The organism is Bacillus sp. FJAT-29790 (assembly GCF_019039215.1).
Classification (GTDB): Bacteria; Bacillota; Bacilli; order Bacillales; family Cytobacillaceae; genus Cytobacillus.
Window position 1 is genome coordinate 2,388,603 of the sequence record NZ_JAHNZZ010000001.1, and the last position, 20,957, is coordinate 2,409,559.

Annotated in this window: 16 protein-coding genes and 1 other annotated feature; of the genes, 2 read left to right on the top strand and 14 right to left on the bottom strand. The window is 39.7% G+C overall.

What is annotated here, in order from left to right; genetic code table 11:
* Positions 1-3: 3 nt before the first annotated feature.
* Positions 4-239: a binding site (T-box leader), on the bottom strand.
* Positions 240-449: 210 nt separating this feature from the next.
* Positions 450-641 (top strand): hypothetical protein, encoded by a 192-nt coding sequence (locus tag BGM26_RS21530; RefSeq protein ID WP_254119231.1) that lies wholly within the window; start codon positions 450-452, stop codon positions 639-641.
* Between the two features lie 16 nt (positions 642-657).
* Here BGM26_RS21530 and ysxE read toward each other — a convergent pair whose 3' ends face one another.
* From ysxE to hemA, 8 genes are all read right to left on the bottom strand, one after another.
* Positions 658-1,716 carry a spore coat protein YsxE gene (gene ysxE, locus BGM26_RS11345; protein ID WP_217039921.1) on the bottom strand — a complete coding sequence of 353 codons (1,059 nt, stop codon included), beginning with the start codon at positions 1,714-1,716 and terminating at the stop codon, positions 658-660.
* A 235-nt stretch (positions 1,717-1,951) separates the two neighbouring features.
* A complete protein-coding gene (spoVID, locus tag BGM26_RS11350; RefSeq protein WP_217039922.1) occupies positions 1,952-3,292 on the bottom strand; it encodes a stage VI sporulation protein D in 1,341 nt (446 codons plus the stop codon).
* A gap of 414 nt (positions 3,293-3,706) precedes the next feature.
* Positions 3,707-4,996, bottom strand: coding sequence for a glutamate-1-semialdehyde 2,1-aminomutase (gene hemL / locus BGM26_RS11355; protein WP_217039923.1), 1,290 nt, complete (start codon positions 4,994-4,996; stop codon positions 3,707-3,709).
* A gap of 46 nt (positions 4,997-5,042) precedes the next feature.
* The gene (gene hemB, locus BGM26_RS11360) at positions 5,043-6,020 is read right to left on the bottom strand and encodes a porphobilinogen synthase (protein WP_217039924.1); all 978 of its coding nucleotides are present in this window, start codon (positions 6,018-6,020) and stop codon (positions 5,043-5,045) included.
* Positions 6,021-6,177: 157 nt separating this feature from the next.
* Positions 6,178-6,960, bottom strand: a complete 783-nt coding sequence (locus tag BGM26_RS11365; RefSeq protein WP_217039925.1) for a uroporphyrinogen-III synthase — start codon at positions 6,958-6,960, stop codon at positions 6,178-6,180.
* Complete coding sequence (gene hemC / locus BGM26_RS11370; protein WP_217039926.1) at positions 6,957-7,892, bottom strand: hydroxymethylbilane synthase; 936 nt, start codon at positions 7,890-7,892, stop codon at positions 6,957-6,959. The genes BGM26_RS11365 and hemC overlap by 4 nt, the downstream gene beginning before the upstream one ends.
* A 55-nt stretch (positions 7,893-7,947) precedes the next feature.
* Complete coding sequence (locus tag BGM26_RS11375; protein WP_217039927.1) at positions 7,948-8,781, bottom strand: cytochrome c biogenesis protein; 834 nt, start codon at positions 8,779-8,781, stop codon at positions 7,948-7,950.
* 14 nt (positions 8,782-8,795) lie between these two features.
* Positions 8,796-10,142, bottom strand: coding sequence for a glutamyl-tRNA reductase (hemA, locus tag BGM26_RS11380; protein ID WP_217039928.1), 1,347 nt, complete (start codon positions 10,140-10,142; stop codon positions 8,796-8,798).
* A gap of 285 nt (positions 10,143-10,427) precedes the next feature.
* Here hemA and BGM26_RS11385 point away from each other — a divergent pair, with 285 nt between their 5' ends.
* Positions 10,428-10,910 (top strand): LiaI-LiaF-like domain-containing protein, encoded by a 483-nt coding sequence (locus BGM26_RS11385; protein ID WP_217039929.1) that lies wholly within the window; start codon positions 10,428-10,430, stop codon positions 10,908-10,910.
* A gap of 72 nt (positions 10,911-10,982) precedes the next feature.
* Here the strand turns inward: BGM26_RS11385 and yihA are convergent, their stop codons facing one another.
* The 6 genes from yihA to BGM26_RS11415 form a co-directional block, all read right to left on the bottom strand.
* Entirely contained in the window at positions 10,983-11,564 is a 582-nt protein-coding gene (yihA, locus tag BGM26_RS11390) for a ribosome biogenesis GTP-binding protein YihA/YsxC (protein WP_217039930.1), read from the bottom strand.
* Positions 11,561-13,888 carry an endopeptidase La gene (gene lon, locus BGM26_RS11395; RefSeq protein ID WP_217039931.1) on the bottom strand — a complete coding sequence of 776 codons (2,328 nt, stop codon included), beginning with the start codon at positions 13,886-13,888 and terminating at the stop codon, positions 11,561-11,563. Before lon ends, yihA begins: the two co-directional genes overlap by 4 nt.
* A 443-nt stretch (positions 13,889-14,331) precedes the next feature.
* The gene (lonB, locus tag BGM26_RS11400) at positions 14,332-15,999 is read right to left on the bottom strand and encodes an ATP-dependent protease LonB (RefSeq protein WP_217039932.1); all 1,668 of its coding nucleotides are present in this window, start codon (positions 15,997-15,999) and stop codon (positions 14,332-14,334) included.
* A gap of 404 nt (positions 16,000-16,403) precedes the next feature.
* Positions 16,404-17,669 (bottom strand): ATP-dependent protease ATP-binding subunit ClpX, encoded by a 1,266-nt coding sequence (gene clpX, locus BGM26_RS11405; protein ID WP_217039933.1) that lies wholly within the window; start codon positions 17,667-17,669, stop codon positions 16,404-16,406.
* Between the two features lie 361 nt (positions 17,670-18,030).
* The gene (tig, locus tag BGM26_RS11410; protein ID WP_217039934.1) at positions 18,031-19,317 is read right to left on the bottom strand and encodes a trigger factor; all 1,287 of its coding nucleotides are present in this window, start codon (positions 19,315-19,317) and stop codon (positions 18,031-18,033) included.
* A gap of 286 nt (positions 19,318-19,603) precedes the next feature.
* A complete protein-coding gene (locus BGM26_RS11415) occupies positions 19,604-20,632 on the bottom strand; it encodes a tetratricopeptide repeat protein (protein ID WP_217039935.1) in 1,029 nt (342 codons plus the stop codon).
* Positions 20,633-20,957 lie beyond the last annotated feature (325 nt).

The window sequence follows — 20,957 nt, forward strand, 5'->3', positions numbered from 1 at the left end:
CCATAAAAGGACGAATGGAGTATGCTTCGCGGTACCACCTTTTTTTCAATCATAATAAAAATATGATTGACTCTTAAACAGATAACGGATTTCCCGTCTTTTACTACTTGGAATCAACCTTTCGCAAAAGAAGCTCAAGGGCGACCTTCCAACAGTTTCGCATAGAAAACCTTTCAGCTAGTGGTTTTCCTCTCTAAAAAGCAAATGGCCATTGTACTTTTCCCTATCCTCGCATTTATATGTAATTATAATTATTATACTACCGAAAAAAGAGGATTCTCGTCAATCATTATAACCGATTTCATACTATTTTATACGTTTGAGTACAAGAATGTGTGCTTTTTTTGGAAAAAGGGAAGCTGAACCTAGGATATTCGAACTTATAGGCACGATAGGAGGAGATGTGACATAGAATAGTAAAAAAGATTGTATGGGAAGGGGCATGTTCATTGAGAAGAAGGTATAGTCCTCATACACTGCCGCCGTGGTTAAAAACAATTAGAGGTGCTTGCGCACAATTTGTTATTCCATTTTGCTGTTTTCAAGGAATACGGGTGATCATATTTCCAACCACATTTGATGTCCTGTTTCTTGCGATTTTAATTTTTATTGCTGTAGCCTTACGCCTGGAATTTCTTTAGGAGCCCAATTGAGCATTCAATTTTGGGCTCCTTCTTGCGCTTGGGCCTCCGCCTGCGCTTTTGCCTGTGCTTTTTGCTTTTCAATTTCATCCATTCTCATCACTACATATTCCGTATTCTTAAGAAGCCAGTATTGTCTTTGAAAATGCAGAACCGCCTTCCGTTCCCCTTTTTTATTCTGCTTTTTATAATACTTTTCAGCCGATCTGATAGCAGCTCCAGGATGAGCAAAATAACTAAAAAAAAGTAATTGTTCATCCTCACGGAAAGGGAAATATTTCAAGTAGGTATAGATCCATTCAATGCATTCTTCCGATCGTTTCGGCATAGTTTTCAACGTTCGCGATAAAAAGGGCAATAGATCATGCAGTGGCGAGCCTTGTTTGGCTTTTTCGAAATTCGTAAAATAGCCATAGCCCCTGTCATCGTATAAGAAGTGTTCAGTGGAGACTTTCCCGTGAACAATCACAGTACGTGCCTTATCGCTATCCTTTGTTTTTTCATACCACTCATTTAATTTAGTGGTCGAGAATCGTAAAGCCTCAGTGATATCGTGATAACAAAGGGAAAAGTTCAATTCAAAAGGGGACATGTATTCCTTTTGTTCACACGCTTCAATAAATCCATCTAAAAATTCCTTTTCTTTCTCCCATTCCAGTAACGTGCTTTCATAATGTTCCGTTCTTTCCTCTTTACTAATCGTTATTTCCTTTGATGACAAGGTATGAAGCCTGGCCAGCTCACGGAACAGCTGTTGATGACGTTCAAATCGATTTTCCCTTTCTTCATTGGCTAGCCATGGCATCAAATAATATAGCGCATTTTCATGCAAAATCGCATAGCGGCCATCAACAGTAGGAAAAATGGGCACAATCCGGTTATAGCCTTTTTGGAATAAAGTCTGTACATGCCGAATGAAATCCCCGCCATGGTGTGGGCTAATCCTTTTCAAAGCATAAACACCTTTATTCGTATAAATCTTTTGCACACGTCCCATTTCCTCAACAAAATGCGGTTCAAGCGAATACTGTTTTAAAATCGGAGCAACCTTTAGTAATCGATTCTTCTCATTCATAAGAATCCACTCTCTTTCTTAAGAAAGCCATTTTTACCTATTATCGAAGCTAGTATTTCAATTTATCGGCCAAGTTTGATAGTTTATCGGCCAAATTCGGTGGTTTATCAGCCAAATTTCATGCTTTATCGGCCAAATTTGGCAGTTTATCAGCCAGCACCCGATGATGTAAAAACAAAAGAAAACAGATGAGCAGGTTTTTCAACTACCTGCCCAGCCTGTTTCTTCTTTTTTCCTACCGGGCCACGGCAACCGGGATATAGAGGACTTGCCCCTCGTAAATGTCTTGATTGATTTCCAGTTGGTTAACCCGAAGCAATTGCTGAACTGCTATGTCATATCTTTCTGCAATGATATCGACGGTATCGCCATTTTGAACGATACAAACTTTTAGTTTAGCAACTTCATCTTCTGCCTTTCGGGCGAAGAATTCGGTTAAAGACATACTTTTCTTTTTCGCTTGCTTTTTCTGTTTCATCTCCTTATCTGAGCTTTCTTCTTTTTTGATTTTTTTATGTTTCTCTTCATGTTCCGAGCTTTCTTCTTCGTGATACACTTTTTCTTCGACTTTTACCTCTACTTCGACTTTCACTTCTTGAACTGGACTTTCTTCACTTTCACTCATTTCGGCCATTTTATAAATTTCTTTTGCGGAAGGCTGTTTTTTTTCATTTCTTTGTGCAGAGAATGAAATCTCGGGTTCAAAATGAACATCGAATTTATCAGGCTGTTTTTCCTGATTCTCTACTTCTGCTTCAGGCCGTTTTCTCGCCACCGCTTCAAACGGAACATAAATCTCTTCTCGATCCTCCACATCGTCTTGCGCTTCCAAAGTTGGCGATTCTATTTTGGCTTCTTCGACGATCGACTCAAAGAATGGTGATTCCGTTCTTGTTTCTGCGAAAACCGATTCAATGGATGGTGATTCCGTTCTTGCTTCTGCGAAAACAGGTTCAATGGATGGTGATTCCGTTCTACTTTCTCTAACAGGCGCTTCAAACGAAGCAGATTCCGTATTGTTTTCAAATTCACCTGACTCTTCATCGTCATATAGCTGTTCATCTTGCTCATATTCAAAATCGACAGCTTGTGTAGCCTGTTCTAATTCCCGATCATCATATACTTCAAATGATGGAATATGCTGCTGTTCTCCGTATAACCCAGAGATCGTTAAATGGGCTGTTAATCTCATACAGCTTTTTTCGGGAAAAACATAATCAAATGATTCCACTGCCACATCAATGTCATGGATACTCTGGATTCGATTATTCGGAATCGTTATATCCACTGGGAAATAGTGCGTAAATTCACAGGTTCCTTCTTCTCTTTCTTCAATTACTTGAATAAATTTTGGCGCGGTAAATGTTCTCTCATCATCCGATGTTCCTATCTCAGTTCGCTTATATTCGCCCGTGAGCTCAAGTGAGCCTTGAATCGTTACATATTGATCATTTTCCTGAATCATTATATCGGGATCAAGCGAGATTGAAATCAGTTCAGATACTTCCTGTCCTTTTTGAAACCAAACCGATTCTTCTAAAGAAAATCGTAAGCACGATGGACTTTCCTGGGACAAAGCGACTCCTCCTTTCATAACTTTCACGTTTAATCACCATGTCATTATCACTCTATGAGTAAATTAAATTTTTTATGATTAGAAAAATAAAGCTAAGGGCAAAATCAGTTTTTTTCTAAAATTTAAGTCAAAAAAAAGCTCTTTTCTCATAGTTTGTTGGTTTTGGCTTTAAAAGTTTGCCCATTGATTTCCGCTGCGGGCACTTGCTTTCCGCGAGGAGGGACGGAAGCCTCCTCGGCGTACCGCCTGCGGGGTCTCTCGCTTCCCTCTATTCCCCGCTGGAGTCAAGTGCCCTCCGCTCCAATCAACTCAGATTTATATATATAAAATCACACTAATAAAGCAACAAAGTTTACGAAAACAGCAAAAAAAACACCCATCTAATTAGAAATAGATGAGTGTTTTTGAAAGTTATTATCCTTTAAGCTTCGAGAAGGCATTTTCTGTAGCTTGGATTGTTTTTTCGATATCTTCATCACTATGGGCTGTCGATAGGAATAATCCTTCAAATTGGGAAGGTGGAAGGAATACGCCCTGGTTCGCCATCTCACGGTAATAAGAAGCAAAATAGTCTAAATTTGAAGTTTTTGCTTTTTCATAATTAATCACGTGTTCATTTGTAAAAAAGAACCCAATCATTGAACCGGCACGATTAAAGGTATTCGGAATCTCATACTTTTCAGCAGCTGCTTTAATCCCCGCCTCAAGCATGTCGCCTTTTCGTTGGAATTCCTTATATGTCTCCGGAGTTAGCTGGCTCAATGTTTCATATCCTGCCGTCATGGCTAACGGATTTCCTGATAGTGTTCCAGCTTGATAAATTGGTCCACTCGGTGCAATTTGTTCCATTATTTCAGCTTTGCCGCCATACGCGCCAACAGGAAGTCCGCCGCCGATTACTTTTCCGAGGCATGTAATATCAGGCGTAACATTGAAATGCCCTTGTGCACAATGATATGCAACACGGAAGCCAGTCATGACTTCATCAAAAATCAATAATGATCCGTATTGAGTCGTAATGTCTCTCAAGCCTTCTAAAAATCCTGGCAGCGGAGGGACAACGCCCATATTACCGGCAACCGGTTCAACGATGATGCCTGCAATATCTTCACCGAATTGTTCAAAGGCATATTTAACACTTTCAAGGTCATTGTATGGGACAGTGATTGTATTTTTTGCTACACCTTCTGGCACTCCGGGACTATCTGGTAAACCAAGTGTTGCGACACCGGAGCCAGCTTTAATAAGGAGGGAATCACCATGCCCATGATAACAGCCTTCAAACTTCATAATTTTATTCCGGCCAGTATAGCCGCGCGCAAGTCTCAGTGCACTCATCGTCGCTTCTGTACCAGAAGAAACCATGCGAACAATCTCGATTGATGGGACTCTTTCTTTTACTAGCTTTGCCAGTTCATTTTCGGTTACAGTTGGTGCACCGAAGCTTGTACCCATTTCAGCAACCTTTTTAATTGCTTCAACAACACGGTCATTGGAATGCCCCAAAATTAGGGGACCCCAAGACAAAACATAATCAATATATTCATTGCCATCTATATCATAAATTTTCGATCCTTTTCCTCTTTCCATAAAAATAGGATCCATTTTAACGGATTTAAATGCACGAACAGGGGAGTTTACCCCTCCAGGCATTAATGTGCTAGCTTCTTTAAAAGCCTCAATGGATTTATCGTAAGAGCGCATATGATCCTCCCTCTAGGGTGAAAGAAAACACCCTAATTTTATCGAATTATTGTTCTTTCAACCATCTAGCTGCATCTTTCGCATGATACGTAATAATTAAGTCACAGCCAGCACGCTTCATGCCGGTCAGCATTTCCATAACAATTCTTTCCTCATCGATCCAGCCATTTTGAGCCGCAGCCTTTACCATCGAATATTCGCCGCTTACATTATAAATAACGAGCGGAAGATTGATATTATTTTTCACGTCGCGAACGATATCAAGGTATGGCATGCCCGGTTTGACAATTAAGAAATCTGCACCTTCCATCAAATCGGATTCTGCTTCACGAATTGCTTCCATCCGGTTAGCAGGGTCCATTTGATAGGCTTTTCGATCGCCAAATTGCGGTGTGCTGTCAGCAGCCTCTCGGAATGGACCGTAAAAAGCGGACGCATACTTCACCGCATAGGACATGATCGGAATATTTTCAAAACCGGCTTCATCTAAACCAGCACGAATCGCAGCTACGAACCCATCCATCATATTAGAAGGAGCAATAATATCCGCCCCTGCTTTAGCTTGACTGACAGCCGTTTGCACTAATAATTCAAGCGAAGGATCGTTTGATACATCGCCATTTTCAATCACACCGCAGTGCCCATGGCTTGTAAATTCACAAAGGCAAGTATCAGCAATGACAATGACATCGGGATATTTCGATTTGATTAAGCGCGTTGCTTCCTGGACAATTCCATGGTCATGATAGGCTTGTTTGCCGCATTCATCTTTTTCAATCGGAATTCCGAATAACAGCACAGATTTAATGCCTAATGAAACGACTTCATTCATTTCTTCCTCAAGATGATCTAACGATAAATTATAAATTCCAGGCATTGATGAAATTTCTCTTTTAATATCATTTCCTTCTGCAACAAAAATCGGGTAAATGAAATCATCTGTACGCAAATGATTCTCACGGACTAATGCCCTCATGTTTGCGCTTTGACGAAGCCGTCTATGGCGTGTGAATTGTAAATCCATATTAAGATTCCCTCCACTAATTAGTTTCTATATGGCGCTATTAAACAATATTGCTGCTATAACCGCGGGTTCGATTTACCTTCCGAGAGGCGGGTTTTGCATTCGCAAAAAAGGCTCTCTCCAGGCAAAATCGCCCCGCTAACAAACATTTTCAACATCATTCAATAACAATGCCTTCTAAATAAGCAATAATATTTTCTAACATATGAGGGACCGTATACACATCGGGAGCGGTATGTACGGTAAGCCCGTAAGACTCGACCTTTGCTCTCGTTACTGGTCCAATGCACCCAATGACAGAGTTATCAAGCATATGAAAAAGATTATTTTTCTTAACTTCTCCCATAAAATGATCGACAGTTGATGGACTAGTAAAGGTCAGGATATCCAAAACCCCAGCCTTTTCCTTTATTAGCTGTCTGCTTTCTTCAGGAAAATAAGTTTCATACATGATTAATTCATCAACATGGGACCCTTTTTCAGACAAGGCAGTATAAATATAATTACGTGCTAAGTTTCCTTTAGGGATTAAAATCTTCATTCCCTTTTTAACGAACGGCAAAAATTCTTTCACAAATCCTTCTGCCACATATTCACTAGGCATAAAATCGACTTGAAGCCCAAAACGATGCAGGCAACTTCTTGTTTTCTCGCCAATGGCGGCAATTTTCGGAAAATCCTTTTGCTGATGAAGGTTAACATAAGATAAAAATGTCTCTACTGCAATATTGCTTGTGAAGATTATCCAGTCAAACGTATGTAATTGCGCGATTTTCGCAAGGGCTTCTTCTGTGATCTCAACGGGCCGAAAAGCAATCAGAGGGATTTCCACTGGATTTCCTCCATAGCTTGCTACTAGATCTGAAAAAGATTTCGCCTGTTTCTTTCCCCTCGGAACTAAAACATTCTTCCCGATAAAAGGAAGGGAGGAGGCGGTCATTCCGCTTCCAGCTCCTCTTTTACCTGATCGATTAATGCCTTTGCTCCTTGCTTGATTAAGCGATTTGCCGCTTCGATGCCAATTTCTTCTGGATTCGTGCCTTTTACCTGCTCTTTGTAAATGATTTTACCGTCTGGAGAACCAACAAGGCATGTCAACACAATTTCATCCTTTGCATTGATTTCTGCATAGCCGGCGATCGGTACTTGGCAGCCGCCTTCCATTTTGTGAAGGAATGCTCGCTCAGCCCTTACCGTTGCATTTGTTTCATCACAAGTGAATTTCTTTAACAAAGACAGAAGCTCTTCATCACTTCCGCGGCACTCAATCGAAAGCGCCCCCTGACCAATAGCCGGCAAGCAAACATCAGGATCCAAAAGCTCCGTAACAACATCAGAGGCCCAGCCTAATCTTGTTAATCCGGCGGCAGCTAATAGAATCGCATCATATTCTTCTGTTTCTAATTTCTCTAGTCTTGTATCAATATTCCCTCTAATCCATTTGATTTCCAAGTCTGGACGGCGGGCTAAAAGCTGCGCCCCTCTCCGTAAACTGCTTGTTCCGATAACTGAACCAGGCTTAAGCTCATTTAACGGAATATGGCCTTTCGAAATTAGCGCATCGCGATGATCTTCTCTTTCTGGGATACAACCGATAACAAGGCCTTCCGGTAGAACGGCCGGCATATCTTTCATGCTATGAACAGCCATATCAATTTCTTTATCAAGCATCGCCTGCTCGATTTCTTTCACAAACAGTCCTTTTCCGCCGACTTTCGAAAGTGTCACATCCAAAATCCGGTCCCCTTTTGTAACGATTTCCTTTACTTCAAAATCAAAAGAAGGATCAAGGGCTTTTAATTGATCAATAACCCAATTTGTTTGTGTCAATGCTAGTTTACTTCTTCTTGAACCAACAATAATTTTTCTCATGACAGCCTCCTATTTCCATGTTACGGGGAATACACTCACAACTGGAAATTTCTTTTTAAGAATACCAGAAATGGAATGATGATAATTTTCCAAACAGAAAGAAATTAATTAATACGATTAGAAAAGATGCTACATTCCAATAAGCTAATTTCTTTCCAGTCAGCCCTTTACTGACTTTTAAATAAAGATAGATGCTGTACACAGCAAGAACAATGAAAGAGCCGATTACCTTCGGATCATACCAAATCATTTGCGGAACTTTAATATAGGCCCACTGTGTGCCTAGAATTAAACTTATGATCAACATTGGAACACCGATCACATTTAAGACGTATGACATTTGCTGCAGCTTTGATAAATCAGCAAGCCGCAATAACCTCTTGCCCCACTTCTTTCTCTTTAATAGATCATACTGAATTAAGTATAATGCCGAAAAAACAAACGAAAGTGAAAAAGCCCCATACGATAAGATCGCAACTGTAATATGGATGAGCAGAAGTTCAGAAATAAGCTGTTGGGCCATCACATTTGACTCATATTGCACAGGAGCAAATGTATGTATGGCCATAATGATAAACCCTAGAACATTCGTAAAAAAGACGATAAAATCTACTCTTAGTAAGCGATTTATTCCTAATGATAGGGTAATTAATACCCAAGCATAAAAATAGAGTCCCTCAAAAATAGTTAGGACTGGGAATCTGCCCGTTTTAATCATGTATAAAAAGAGAAATACGGTTTGTAATCCCCATACAAATGCAAGTAACCAGAAGGCAGTTCGGTTTGCCTTCCGGTTAGTCGTCAGAAAATCTACAAAATATAGTAGGATACATAAGGCATATAGAACAACCGTAAATTCATGCAGCCGTGTCATATAGATGTCAAGCATAGACAGTACTCCTCTTATGATTGAAAGGAAGCCTGCGGTAAATGAGCGATAGAGTGTTTTGATTCAACTGCCTTCACGTCCTGGCGCTCAGAAACAAGTTCTTCTATATTAAAGATTTTTACAAATAATTCTAAAGAACGGTCGGCATCTTTGCTTCCTGCCAATTCCTTAGCTTGTAAAATAGGATCTTTTAATAGTTGATTAATAATGCTTTTGGTGTGCTTGTTTAACACTTTTATATCTCGATCACTCAAGTTCGGCAGCTTTCTTTCAATACTTGTCATTGTTTCAGCCTGAATAGCAAGTGCTTTTTCTCGTAGAGCGGAAATAACCGGCACAACCCCAAGCAAATTCAACCATTGTTTGAATTCAACAATTTCCTCTTCGATCATGAGCTGAATGATATTTGCTGCCTTTTTACGTTCCTGAAGGTTTGCTTCAACAATTCCCTCGAGATCATCAATATCGTATAGAAAAACGCTATCTAACTCAGCAAGCTTTGGATCTAGATCACGTGGCACAGCGATGTCTACCATGAACAAAGGTCTGCCTTTCCGCATTTTTTCTACATTAACCATATTCTCTTTCGTTACGACAAAATCCTTTGCTCCCGTAGAACTAATCAAAATATCAGCATCAATGAGAGCGCACTGCAGCTCTTTTAATTCTTTTGCAACACCTTCATAGCGGCTAGCCAAATCCTGCGCTTTTTCAAAGGTGCGATTAATAACCGTTACTTTGCTTGCGCCATTTGCATGGAGATTTTGAATGGCGAGCTCGCCCATTTTGCCGGCACCTAGAATTAGGACATGTTTATTCTCTAATGAACCAAATATTTTCTTCGCTAGTTCGACTGCAGCATAACTGACGGAAACAGCATTAGCGCCAATATCCGTTTCAGAATGAGCCCGTTTCGCAAGTGTAACCGCCTGCTTAAATAATTGATTGAACACAGTTCCAATTGTATTCTCTTCCTGTGCATCCAAAAAGCTTGAGCGAACTTGTCCAAGAATTTGTGTTTCTCCAAGAATCATGGAATTCAAACCGCATGCCACATTAAATAAATGGTCCATCGCACCATCTTGCTCATGGATAAACAAATAAGGAGAAAACTCTTCTTTTTCTATATTAAACCACTCTGACAAAAATTCTTTAATATAATAACGGCCTGTATGCAGCTGGTCTACAACCGCGTAAATTTCAGTCCGATTACATGTAGACAGAATAACGTTCTCAAGGATGCTTTTTTTATTCTTTAATCGATGCATGGCATCCTTTAGCTGAGACGGGTTAAATGTCAAACGTTCTCGAATTTCGACAGGGGCTGTTTTATAGTTTAGACCAACAACCACTATATGCATTTTAAATTGACACCCCCAACTAAATTGCACTTTTCACTATGATAATTGTATCACTTCTATTATTCCATTTGATGCGAAAATGTGAACACATCGTGAACTCATATGGTAAAATAGTTATGTTAGTTTTCGAATGTTTTGTTATTTATATGATGATTTTTACTTTTTATTTGAATTGCTGCTTTAGCAAAGTTTCTCAATCCAGCTACATTCGACAGATACCTACCTATGTACAGTAACAAAAAAACACGGCAGATTCAAGTAAGCCTTATTGGAAGCGGTGAAAACATGAAAAATCAACGAATTTTTCCAGGGATTGTTCTTATTGGCTTTGGTGCCTACTTCTTTCTTCAGCAATTTAATATAGCCATTCTCCAGCCTTATTTTGTATGGCCCACTTTATTGATGATTGTCGGAATAGCTTTTTTATTTCAAGGCTATCGTTCAAAGGACAATCAGGCCATTCTTCCCGGCGTCATTCTTACTGGGTTTGGTCTGCATTTCCATGTCGTAAATCATTTGAAAATCTGGCCAGATCACATTGGGATATTTATTTTAATCGTTGCGCTCGGTTTATTGCTTCAATATCAAAAAAACGGCACAGGCTTATTTCCAGGACTTCTATTTTTGCTGGTTGCTGCACTGCTGCTATTTTATGATAAAGTCACCGTTTCGGTTAATCTGCTCGGGAGCGGGCTTTCAGCAGCTTTGACATTTTGGCCTATTTTACTCATTCTCGCCGGTGCTTATTTCCTCTTGAAAACGAAATAGAAAAGAGAGTATTATCTACTCTCTTTTCTATTTCTCTCATATTCTAGGGTTATTTATACCTATTCTCTCTTCTTACATATAACTTTCCATTACTGCCCAAGCTTGATCCTTACCTTGTCCTGTTTCAGAAGAAAACATGATCAAATGATCTTCTGGGTCCAAATCTAATGTTTCTTTCGTAATTTTTACATGCTTTTGCCATTTTGATTTTGGAATTTTGTCGGCCTTCGTTGCAATAATGATACAAGGAATTTCATAATGTTTCAGGAAGTCATACATCATAACATCATCCTTCGTCGGGGGATGACGTAAATCAACAATTAGTAAAACAGCTTTTAGCTGCTCCCTATTCGTCAAATATGTTTCGATCATTTTCCCCCATGCTTCCCGTTCCTTTTTAGAAACCTTCGCATAACCATAGCCAGGGACATCGACAAAATGAAGGATTTCATTAATTAAATAAAAGTTCAATGTTTGTGTTTTTCCCGGCTTTGACGAGGTACGCGCTAAATTTTTCCGATTGAGCACCTTATTAATAAAGGAAGATTTCCCGACATTGGATCTGCCCGCTAATGCAAACTCAGGTAAAGCCTCACCGGGGTATTGGTCAGGCTTCACCGCACTAATAACGATGTCAGCTGTATTTACTTTCATGCTTGTGCACCACCATTCAATGCATGTTTTAATACTTCACCCACATGGGAAACGAGGACAAAGGTGAGCTCTTCACGGACACTTTCAGGGATATCATCAATATCCTTTTCATTATCCTTCGGAAGAATAATTTTTGTAAGTCCTGCCCGGTGTGCACTCAATGTTTTTTCCTTCACTCCACCGATTGGAAGAACACGGCCACGGAGTGTAATTTCACCTGTCATGCCCACTTCTCTTCGGATTGGCTTACCAGAAAGAGCTGAAACAAGTGCAGTTGCAATGGTAATGCCGGCTGATGGGCCGTCCTTTGGTACTGCCCCCTCAGGTACGTGGATGTGGATATCATGCTTTTCGTGAAAATTCTCATCAATCTCTAATTCCTTTGCTTTTGAACGAACGTAACTAAATGCAGCTTGGGCCGATTCTTTCATCACATCTCCAAGCTTCCCTGTGAGCACAAGCTTTCCTTTTCCTGGAGAGAGGGATACCTCAATTTGCAGTGTATCTCCGCCAACAGTCGTGTAAGCAAGCCCAGTCGCTACGCCAACCTGATCTTCAGTCTCCGCTTGTCCATATCGAAATTTAGGCTTTCCTAAAAACTCTTCAACATTCTTTTCAGTGATAATAATCTTTTTCTTATCACCGGAGACGATAATTTTAGCTGTCTTTCGGCAAATGGTTGCAAGCTGACGTTCTAATCCACGAACACCAGCCTCTCTTGTGTAATAACGTACGACCATTTGAATGCCGTCCTCACGGATTTGAAGCTGTGATTTTGATAAGCCATGGTCCTTAATTTGCTTAGGTAAAAGATGATCTTTCGCAATGTGAACCTTTTCTAGTTCGGTATAACCTGCAATCGTAATAATCTCCATCCGGTCACGGAGAGGCCCCGGAATCGTCGCCAAATTATTCGCTGTTGCAATAAACATGACTTTTGAAAGATCATACGTTTCTTCTATATAATGATCGCTGAAATTATGATTTTGTTCTGGATCCAATACTTCTAGCATCGCAGACGAGGGATCACCGCGGAAATCATTCGACATTTTGTCAATTTCATCAAGCAAGAATACAGGGTTAATCGTACCCGCCTTTTTCATTCCTTGAATGATGCGGCCAGGCATTGCCCCCACGTAAGTTCTTCGATGTCCGCGAATTTCAGATTCATCTCGAACACCACCAAGGGATATTCGAACAAAATTCCGGTTAAGAGAAGTGGCTATCGAACGTGCTAAACTTGTTTTCCCAACACCTGGAGGTCCCGCAAGACAAAGAATCGGTCCTTTAAGTGAATTGGTTAGCTTTTGGACGGCCAAATACTCTAGTACGCGCTCTTTTACGTTCTCAAGACCATAATGATCATTATTTAAAATACGTTCAGCTTTATGAATGTCTAAATCATCTTCTGTCGCCTTTTCCCACGGCAATGATATAAGCCACTCAATATAATTGCGGATAACGGCACTCTCTGCAGAACTGGAAGGAACCTTTTCGTATCTATCCAATTCTTTCAATGCTGTTAATTCAACATGTTCAGGCATTTGGGCCTTTTCAATTTTTTCGGTAAGATCGGCAATTTCCCCTGTCTTTCCTTCTTTGTCTCCAAGTTCCTTCTGAATCGCCTTCATTTGTTCACGCAAATAATATTCTTTTTGCGTTCGTTCCATCGACTTTTTAACCCGCTGCCCAATTTTTTTCTCTAAATTCATTACTTCTTTTTCATTATGAATGATTTCAATCACTCGGTTCATCCGGTCTTTAACATCTATTGTTTCAAGAATGTCTTGTTTTTCCTTTAACTTTAAAGGCAGGTGGGATGAAATAATATCTGCCATCCGACCAGGCTCTTCAATATCCGCAACCGCTGAGTAGGTTTCAGCTGATATTTTCTTAGACACCTTTATGTACTGTTCAAAGTATTCGAGCATTGTTCTCATTAATGCCTGATCTTCGACATCTTTTGTTGTTTGTTCTTCTTGTACTGTGATACTTACCATATAATGACTTGTTTCATCTTGGAACTCTACAATTTCAGCTCTTTTTAATCCTTCTACAAGGACACGTATCGTCCCGTTTGGCAGTTTAAGCATTTGTTTTACTCGTGTTAATGTTCCCACCTGAAATAAATCTTCTTCTCCCGGCTCATCTATTGAAATTTCTCTTTGCGTAGTTAGAAAAATTAAATGGTCATCTACCATCGCTCTTTCAAGTGCTTGTACCGATTTTTCGCGCCCAACATCTAAATGCAAGACCATTGTCGGATAAACTAGCAAACCCCGAAGCGGAAGGAGGGGGACGATGATTTCTTTCTTATTCGCCAAAACTAAAGCACCTCCAAATACATATATCTATTAGCTTAAAATTGCTAATATTTTCTTTGTACAATTCTAACGTATTTATGATGTAGTGTCTAATCAGAAAAAAGCTACTTTGCTGCTATTTAACCAAAATGAGGTCTAGTTGATTTCCCCTCCAATCAACTTTATAAATAATCTATTTAAAAACAACAATTATATAGATAATGGGCATTACATAAATAAAACTTCGGTTGTAGACAAACTGCAATCCGAAGTTTTCATCCAAGAAAAGCGGAGGCGGCTTGGTCAGCCCCGACAAGCATAAGACAATCCGGCAGAAAGGTTGTTTTTTAACCTTTTTGACGGATTGGCTTATGACCTCGAGGTCGACAAAAACGCGACGTCCTGTCGCATTGTCGACACTAGTACGTCCTATACGTCGGGGTTAGCCGCCGGAGCTAGACAGTTTAAATGCTTTCTTTTTTCGCCAATTCGATTGAAGCTGTAATCGCGTGCTCTTTATGGAAATTCTTATGGAATGCAAGATCAAAGACTTCATTCAAATGGTTTACTGGAACAATATTGATGCCAGTTATTTCATTTAATATAGACTGCATATTTTCTAATGGAATAATCACAGTTTTTGCTCCGGCTTTTTTCGCTGCTTTTACTTTCGGATAAACTCCGCCAATCGGTTTAACATAGCCATGAATGCTAATCTCGCCAGTCATCGCAATCGTATGGTCAATCGGAAGGTTATAAATGGCCGAATAAATTCCCGTTGCCATCGCTATGCCTGCCGATGGACCATCGATTGGGACCCCGCCCGGGAAGTTGACATGAATATCATAGTCATTAGCAGGGACGCCCATGGAACGCAGCACAGTAATCACATTTTCAATCGATCCTTTTGCCATGCTTTTTCTGCGAATGGATTTTCCTTGACCACCAATGCTCTCCTCTTCCACAATCCCCGTAATATTAATGCTTCCTTTTTCCTTTGCTTGGATGACTGTAACCTCAATTTCAAGCAATGCACCTGAGTTTGGGCCATAAACGGCGAGACCATTAACAAGTCCTACCGCAGGAGCTAAATTAATTTTCCTTTCCATTCTTGGTGTCAGTTGACTTGATTGAATAACCCACTCAATATCCTCATCTTTTATGTAATCCCTATCTACCGTTATCGCTAGCCCGGCAGCTATTTGAATCATATTGACAGCTTCCCGCCCATTTCTTGCATAGGAAGATAATGTCGATAACGCGTTTTCACTAATGGCTAAATTTACTTTATCAGCCGCTTTTTTTCCGACATCAGCAATTTCATCTTCTGCCAATTCTCTAAAAAAAACTTCCATACAACGGGAGCGGATCGCAGGCGGAATTTCATTTGGTGTTCGAGTCGTTGCCCCAATTAGCCTGAAATCGGCCGGCAGCCCATTTTTAAAAATATCATGGATATGATTAGGAATTTGTGTATTCTCTTCATTATAATAGGCACTTTCCAAAAATACTTTGCGATCTTCTAAAACCTTTAGTAATTTGTTCATTTGTATCGGATGAAGCTCCCCAATTTCATCAATAAACAGCACACCCCCATGAGCATTTGTCACTGCCCCCTGTTTTGGCTGTGGGATGCCTGCCTGTCCCATCGCACCTGCTCCTTGATAAATTGGATCATGGACTGAGCCAATGAGTGGATCAGCAATCCCCCGTTCATCAAACCGAGCTGTCGTTGCATCTAACTCGATGAAAACAGACGAAAGTTTAAAAGGGGATTTCGCTGTTTTCTTCGCTTCTTCTAGAACAAGCCTTGCTGCCGCTGTTTTCCCTACGCCTGGAGGACCGTAAATGATGACATGCTGGGGATTCGGACTGCAAAGTGCTGCTTTTAATGACTTGATTCCATCCTCCTGTCCAACAATATCAGCAAAACTAGAGGGACGTACTTTTTCTGCTAATGGCTCAGTTAGCGATATGGATCTCATTTTTTTCAATTGATCCATTTCTTTTTTTGATTCACGATCAATGGAAACCTTTTGTGTTCGCTGGCTTTTTAGTAAATTCCAAAAATATAGCCCGATTACGATTCCAAAAAACAACTGTATAAATAAGGCGATCCCCGTCCAACTCATACTTTTCCCTCCTGCATTATAGTTCTCGATGTATTGCTAGTATTTCCTTTACTAAGTTGGAATAAACAAGATTTTCTTGTAAAAAGATGTGCTGTTTTCGCATATATTGCTGTTTTTAGCCTACAAAGTATGCTCGTTGATTTCCGCTGCGGGCACTTGCTTTCCGCTCCAATCAACTCAGATTATAAAAGCAACAAACTTTAAGAAAACAGCCTTTCGTTTAAAAATTCGATATTCTCCATGGAAAATTAGAGTCATTTTGAATCGGAGCGGATTTATTGAGTATTACGAAAAATATTGGAGGCATTTTATCAGCGACTTTTTCGATATATTAGCGAATTCTATTGAACACGGTCATAAACGTTAAAAAGCCAAACCTCATTTAAAAGGTTTGGCTTTCATCATTAAGCTGACGTTTTACGTTCTTCTTCAACAATCGTGCCATCTTCAAGCAGAAGTTTTGGCAGCAGATTATCAATAACAGTTTCTTTCGTAATGATACATTTCTTAATATCATCGCGGGATGGAAGGTCAAACATCACATCAAGCATGATTCCTTCAATAATTGAACGAAGACCACGGGCACCTGTTTTACGCTCGATTGCTTTTTTGGCAATCTCAACTAGTGCACCATCTTCAAATTCAAGCTCAACGTCATCAAGCTCAAGCATTTTTTGATATTGTTTGACAAGTGCATTTTTTGGTTTAGTAAGAATTTCGATCAAAGCCTCTTCATCAAGCGGTGAAAGGCTGGCAATAACCGGAAGACGGCCGATAAATTCTGGAATTAATCCAAATTTTAATAAGTCTTCAGGCAGTACCTTTGAAAGCAGATCTTTTTGGTCGATTTCTTTTTGCTTCGTATCCGAACCAAAACCAATTACTTTTTGGCCTAGACGTCGTTTAATAATTTGCTCGATGCCGTCAAATGCACCGCCGCATATAAATAAAATGTTTGTTGTATCAATTTGGATAAACTCCTGATGCGGATGTTTCCGTCCGCCTTGAGGCGGAACGCTCGCAACAGTACCTTCTAAAATTTTCAATAACGCTTGCTGAACTCCTTCACCAGATACATCTCTTGTAATTGAAGGATTTTCAGACTTCCGGGCAACTTTGTCAATCTCATCGATATAAATGATGCCTTTTTCAGCTTTTTCAACATCATAATCTGCAGACTGGATCAGTTTTAACAGAATGTTTTCCACATCCTCACCAACATAACCCGCCTCTGTCAATGATGTTGCGTCAGCGATTGCAAAAGGCACATTTAAAATACGAGCTAATGTCTGAGCTAATAAAGTTTTACCGCTACCTGTTGGTCCAATCATCGCAATATTACTTTTAGACAATTCGACATCGTCGATTTTGCTATTGGAATTAATACGCTTGTAGTGGTTATAAACAGCGACAGATAAGGATTTCTTTGCCTGCTCTTGGCCAATGACATACTCATCCAGAATTGCCCTGATTTCTGTCGGCTTTGGCACATCTTTGAACTCAACTTCTTCTTCTGTACCAAGCTCTTCTTCAACAATTTCCGTGCAGAGTTCAATACATTCATCACATATATAAACACCTGGTCCGGCTACAAGCTTTCGCACTTGATCCTGTGTTTTACCACAGAAAGAACACTTTAATTGGCCCTTTTCATCATTAAATTTAAACAATTCCTTCACCCCTTGAAAAACTTCAAATCATTATATTAAGCTTGCGAATCACATGCAAATAGTTGGTTACAGTCCTTATTTTTTCAAATACGAGCAGTTATGTATTGCATTGTATCACATTTTCACAATGGACAGGAAATGATAACTCTTAGAAACAGACTAGCGTATGTATGGCTGCATGTATTAGTTGATTCGCTTTTTATAAAGGCTGTATTCTCAATAAGCTTAACCAAAAACGAATAACTTAAGTCGGAAGATTTTATCCAATTACTTCATTTGTATATTATATGTATGTAATAAAATTTATGTCCATTGTACAAAACAAGGCACGATAAGATCGCGCCTTGTTTCATTTATTATATTATGCAACAGTCTTGCTATTTTCCACAAGGAAATCAACTGCTTTTTTAATTTGAAGATCCGCTTTTAGGCCTTCCAGGCTACCTAGCGCTTTTTGAATATCTTCAACTGCCATATTATACATGCCAGCCATTTTGTTAATTTCTTCAGTTACTTCTTCATCAGTAACTTCGATATTTTCTGCTTTTGCAATTGCTTCAAGCGTTAAGTTTGTGCGGACGCGCTTCTCAGCATCTTCTTTCATTTGCTCGCGTAATGCACTCTCTTCTTGTCCAGAGAATTGGAAGTAAAGTTCAAGATTCATGCCTTGCATTTGAAGACGTTGTTCAAATTCAGTCATCATGCGGTCAATTTCCGTATCAACCATAACATTCGGCAGATCAATTTCTGTGTTTGCAGAAGCTTTTTCCACTACAGCATCTTGTACGAAATGTTCACCTTCATGCTTCTTGCTTTCTTCTAAACGAGTTTTAACTTTTTCTTTAAGAGCATCTAAAGTTTCAACTTCTTCGTCAACATCTTTTGCAAACTCGTCATCTAACTGAGGAAGTTCTTTCGTTTTAATTTCATGAACAGTTACTTTGAAAACTGCAGGTTTTCCAGCTAATTCAGCTGCATGATACTCTTCAGGGAATGATACTTCAACATCTTTAGAATCTCCAGAAGCTAAACCTACTAGTTGTTCTTCAAATCCAGGAATGAACTGTCCAGAACCAAGTTCAAGAGAATAGTTTTCAGCTTTGCCGCCTTCGAATGCTTCTCCATCTACAAAACCTTCAAAGTCCATTACGACTGTATCGCCGTTTTCAGCTTTTCCTTCTTCTTTAACAACAAGTTCTGCTTGTTTTTCCTGCATAGCTTTTAATTCATTATTGATATCTTCTTCAGTTACTTCAGTATCAAATTTCTCAACTTCAAGACCTTTGTATTCGCCAAGTTTAACTTCAGGCTTTACAGTAACTGTTGCTTTGAAAATTAAGCTTTTACCTTTTTCAATTTGTTCAACATCAATTTCAGGACGATCTACTGGTTCGATTCCAGTTTCTTCAATTGCTCCTGCATACGCATCTGGAAGCAGAATATCAATTGCATCTTGGTAAAGTGATTCAACTCCGAAACGCTTTTCAAACATTCCACGAGGCATTTTCCCTTTACGGAAACCAGGAACATTTACTTGTTTAACTACTTTGTTAAATGCAGCATTTAATCCTTCTGTAACTTTTTCTGCATCTACTTCAATTGTAAGAACCCCTTGGTTCCCTTCTAACTTTTCAAATTTTGCAGACATATGGTTATTTCCCTCCAACAATCTATTATCTCTGTTAACCTTGCCTGTTGATTTCCACTCCAGGCGCTTCGCTTTCCGCGGGGCGGGCGGTGAGCCTCCTCGGCGCATGCGCCTGCGGGGTCTCACCTGTCCCGCTACTCCCGCAGGAGTCTACGCGCCTTCCGTTCCAATCAACAAAGTGCAAAAATCAACATTAAACTTTAACATAGTCTTTTATAAAGATATACCATTTACATATACAACCATTATATTATAACATACGACGCTATTCTTTCAAGATTGAAGACTAAAAATTGGGGTAAGAAATTTCTTCTATTTTCTTCAGAAACAATCCCGCTTCTATAATATCATTTTCATTCGCATTATAACTCCTTGCTATCTCCTCAATATCATACGAAATTCCATGATAGTCATTGGCCAAGGAGTGATAGGCAGCTGCTAAAGAACTCTCCTCAAAAGTCTCGAATGTAAAAGGATAAATGATAAAGAAATGCCGCTCGATCAAACTTTTGATATTTTCAAGTAAGACAGGATCCTCATGTTCTAGCTGTCCCCCCAGCAATTCAAGCAGTATTTTCAGTTGAGGCTGCTCATGAACAGGCAATAGATTAGCTGGAATGACTGAAATTTCCCTATCTAACTTTCGAATCATGACTTCTTTGTCATAATCCTGGTCTAACAATATATTTAACAGCAATGTTTTTACAAATAGGTTCCCCTCCGCAGACTGGAGGTAAGTTTGAATCTCCTCAACATAAGGCCGAATATTTCTGTCAGCTAGTTGAGCGATAAGAAGCATCTGTTCTTTATGATCTTCGAGAGTAAATAGGTTAAGCTCTTTGTTTTCAGTTTCATAAGAAAGATCTGGGTCTAACTCTTTCTGTGGAATCGATTCCGCCATCCTCCTGCTAAATTGGAGCATGCGGGTAAAATGCTCAATTTTTTCACCAGGAATCTCGTTTTCTTCTATTAATGCTTCTATAGTTGTCACGATTTCATCATATTGATGGAGCTGGACAAGAATCATTAAGTAGATGTCAATAATTTGGATGTAATTCCCAATTCCCATTTGCAGCATATTATTTGCTCGCTCTTTCGCAAGCTGTAATGAACCAAATTCAAAATAAGCAAGAATTAGACCAATATGTACTTCACTATTTTCCGGTTCCAACGCCATTGCTTCTTCAAATAAATCAATGGCTTCTGTGAACTTTTTCCTTTGAAGGCTTTCAAGCCCTTTTTCCAGAAGCCTTTTTTCGAGGTCCGGAAATAAAATCACTTTATCATTCAATTTTTTCCGTTCCCGCTTTTTCATTATTCTCCCGCCCCAAACATTATTTACAGTAAGTTTAGCATGGGAATTAAGAAAAGCGCAAGGCGCCCGAATGTCGGCGACAAGCATAAGACGAGCCAGCTAAAAGGCTGTTCTTTAACCTTTTGGACGGATTGACCGAAATGTGGAGGCGACTGTTCAGGGACGATAGCATAAGACAAGCCCTGCAGGAATGCGTTCTTTCCCTTCTGGAAGGGATTCGCTTATGCTATCGTCCCTAGGAGCCGCAACTAGACACCTTTATGACCTCGAGCCGATGGCGCCTCGCGCTAGACAGCTATCTAACTTCAAAGAATATAATTTCATA

Bases quoted from the DNA above. Each gene is read 5' to 3' on its own strand.
- hemL (WP_217039923.1), bottom strand. From the start codon at position 4,996: ATGCGCTCTTACGATAAATCCATTGAGGCTTTTAAAGAAGCTAGCACA.
- lonB (WP_217039932.1), bottom strand. From the start codon at position 15,999: ATGAGTTGGACGGGGATCGCCTTATTTATACAGTTGTTTTTTGGAATC.
- tig (WP_217039934.1), bottom strand. From the start codon at position 19,317: ATGTCTGCAAAATTTGAAAAGTTAGAAGGGAACCAAGGGGTTCTTACA.
- BGM26_RS11415 (WP_217039935.1), bottom strand. From the start codon at position 20,632: ATGAAAAAGCGGGAACGGAAAAAATTGAATGATAAAGTGATTTTATTT.
- hemC (WP_217039926.1), bottom strand. From the start codon at position 7,892: ATGAGAAAAATTATTGTTGGTTCAAGAAGAAGTAAACTAGCATTGACA.
- ysxE (WP_217039921.1), bottom strand. From the start codon at position 1,716: ATGAATGAGAAGAATCGATTACTAAAGGTTGCTCCGATTTTAAAACAG.
- hemB (WP_217039924.1), bottom strand. From the start codon at position 6,020: ATGGATTTACAATTCACACGCCATAGACGGCTTCGTCAAAGCGCAAAC.
- hemA (WP_217039928.1), bottom strand. From the start codon at position 10,142: ATGCATATAGTGGTTGTTGGTCTAAACTATAAAACAGCCCCTGTCGAA.
- BGM26_RS11375 (WP_217039927.1), bottom strand. From the start codon at position 8,781: ATGCTTGACATCTATATGACACGGCTGCATGAATTTACGGTTGTTCTA.
- yihA (WP_217039930.1), bottom strand. From the start codon at position 11,564: ATGAAAGTAAATACAGCTGACATCGTTATTAGTGCGGTGAAGCCTGAC.
- BGM26_RS11385 (WP_217039929.1), top strand. From the start codon at position 10,428: ATGAAAAATCAACGAATTTTTCCAGGGATTGTTCTTATTGGCTTTGGT.
- BGM26_RS11365 (WP_217039925.1), bottom strand. From the start codon at position 6,960: ATGACCGCCTCCTCCCTTCCTTTTATCGGGAAGAATGTTTTAGTTCCG.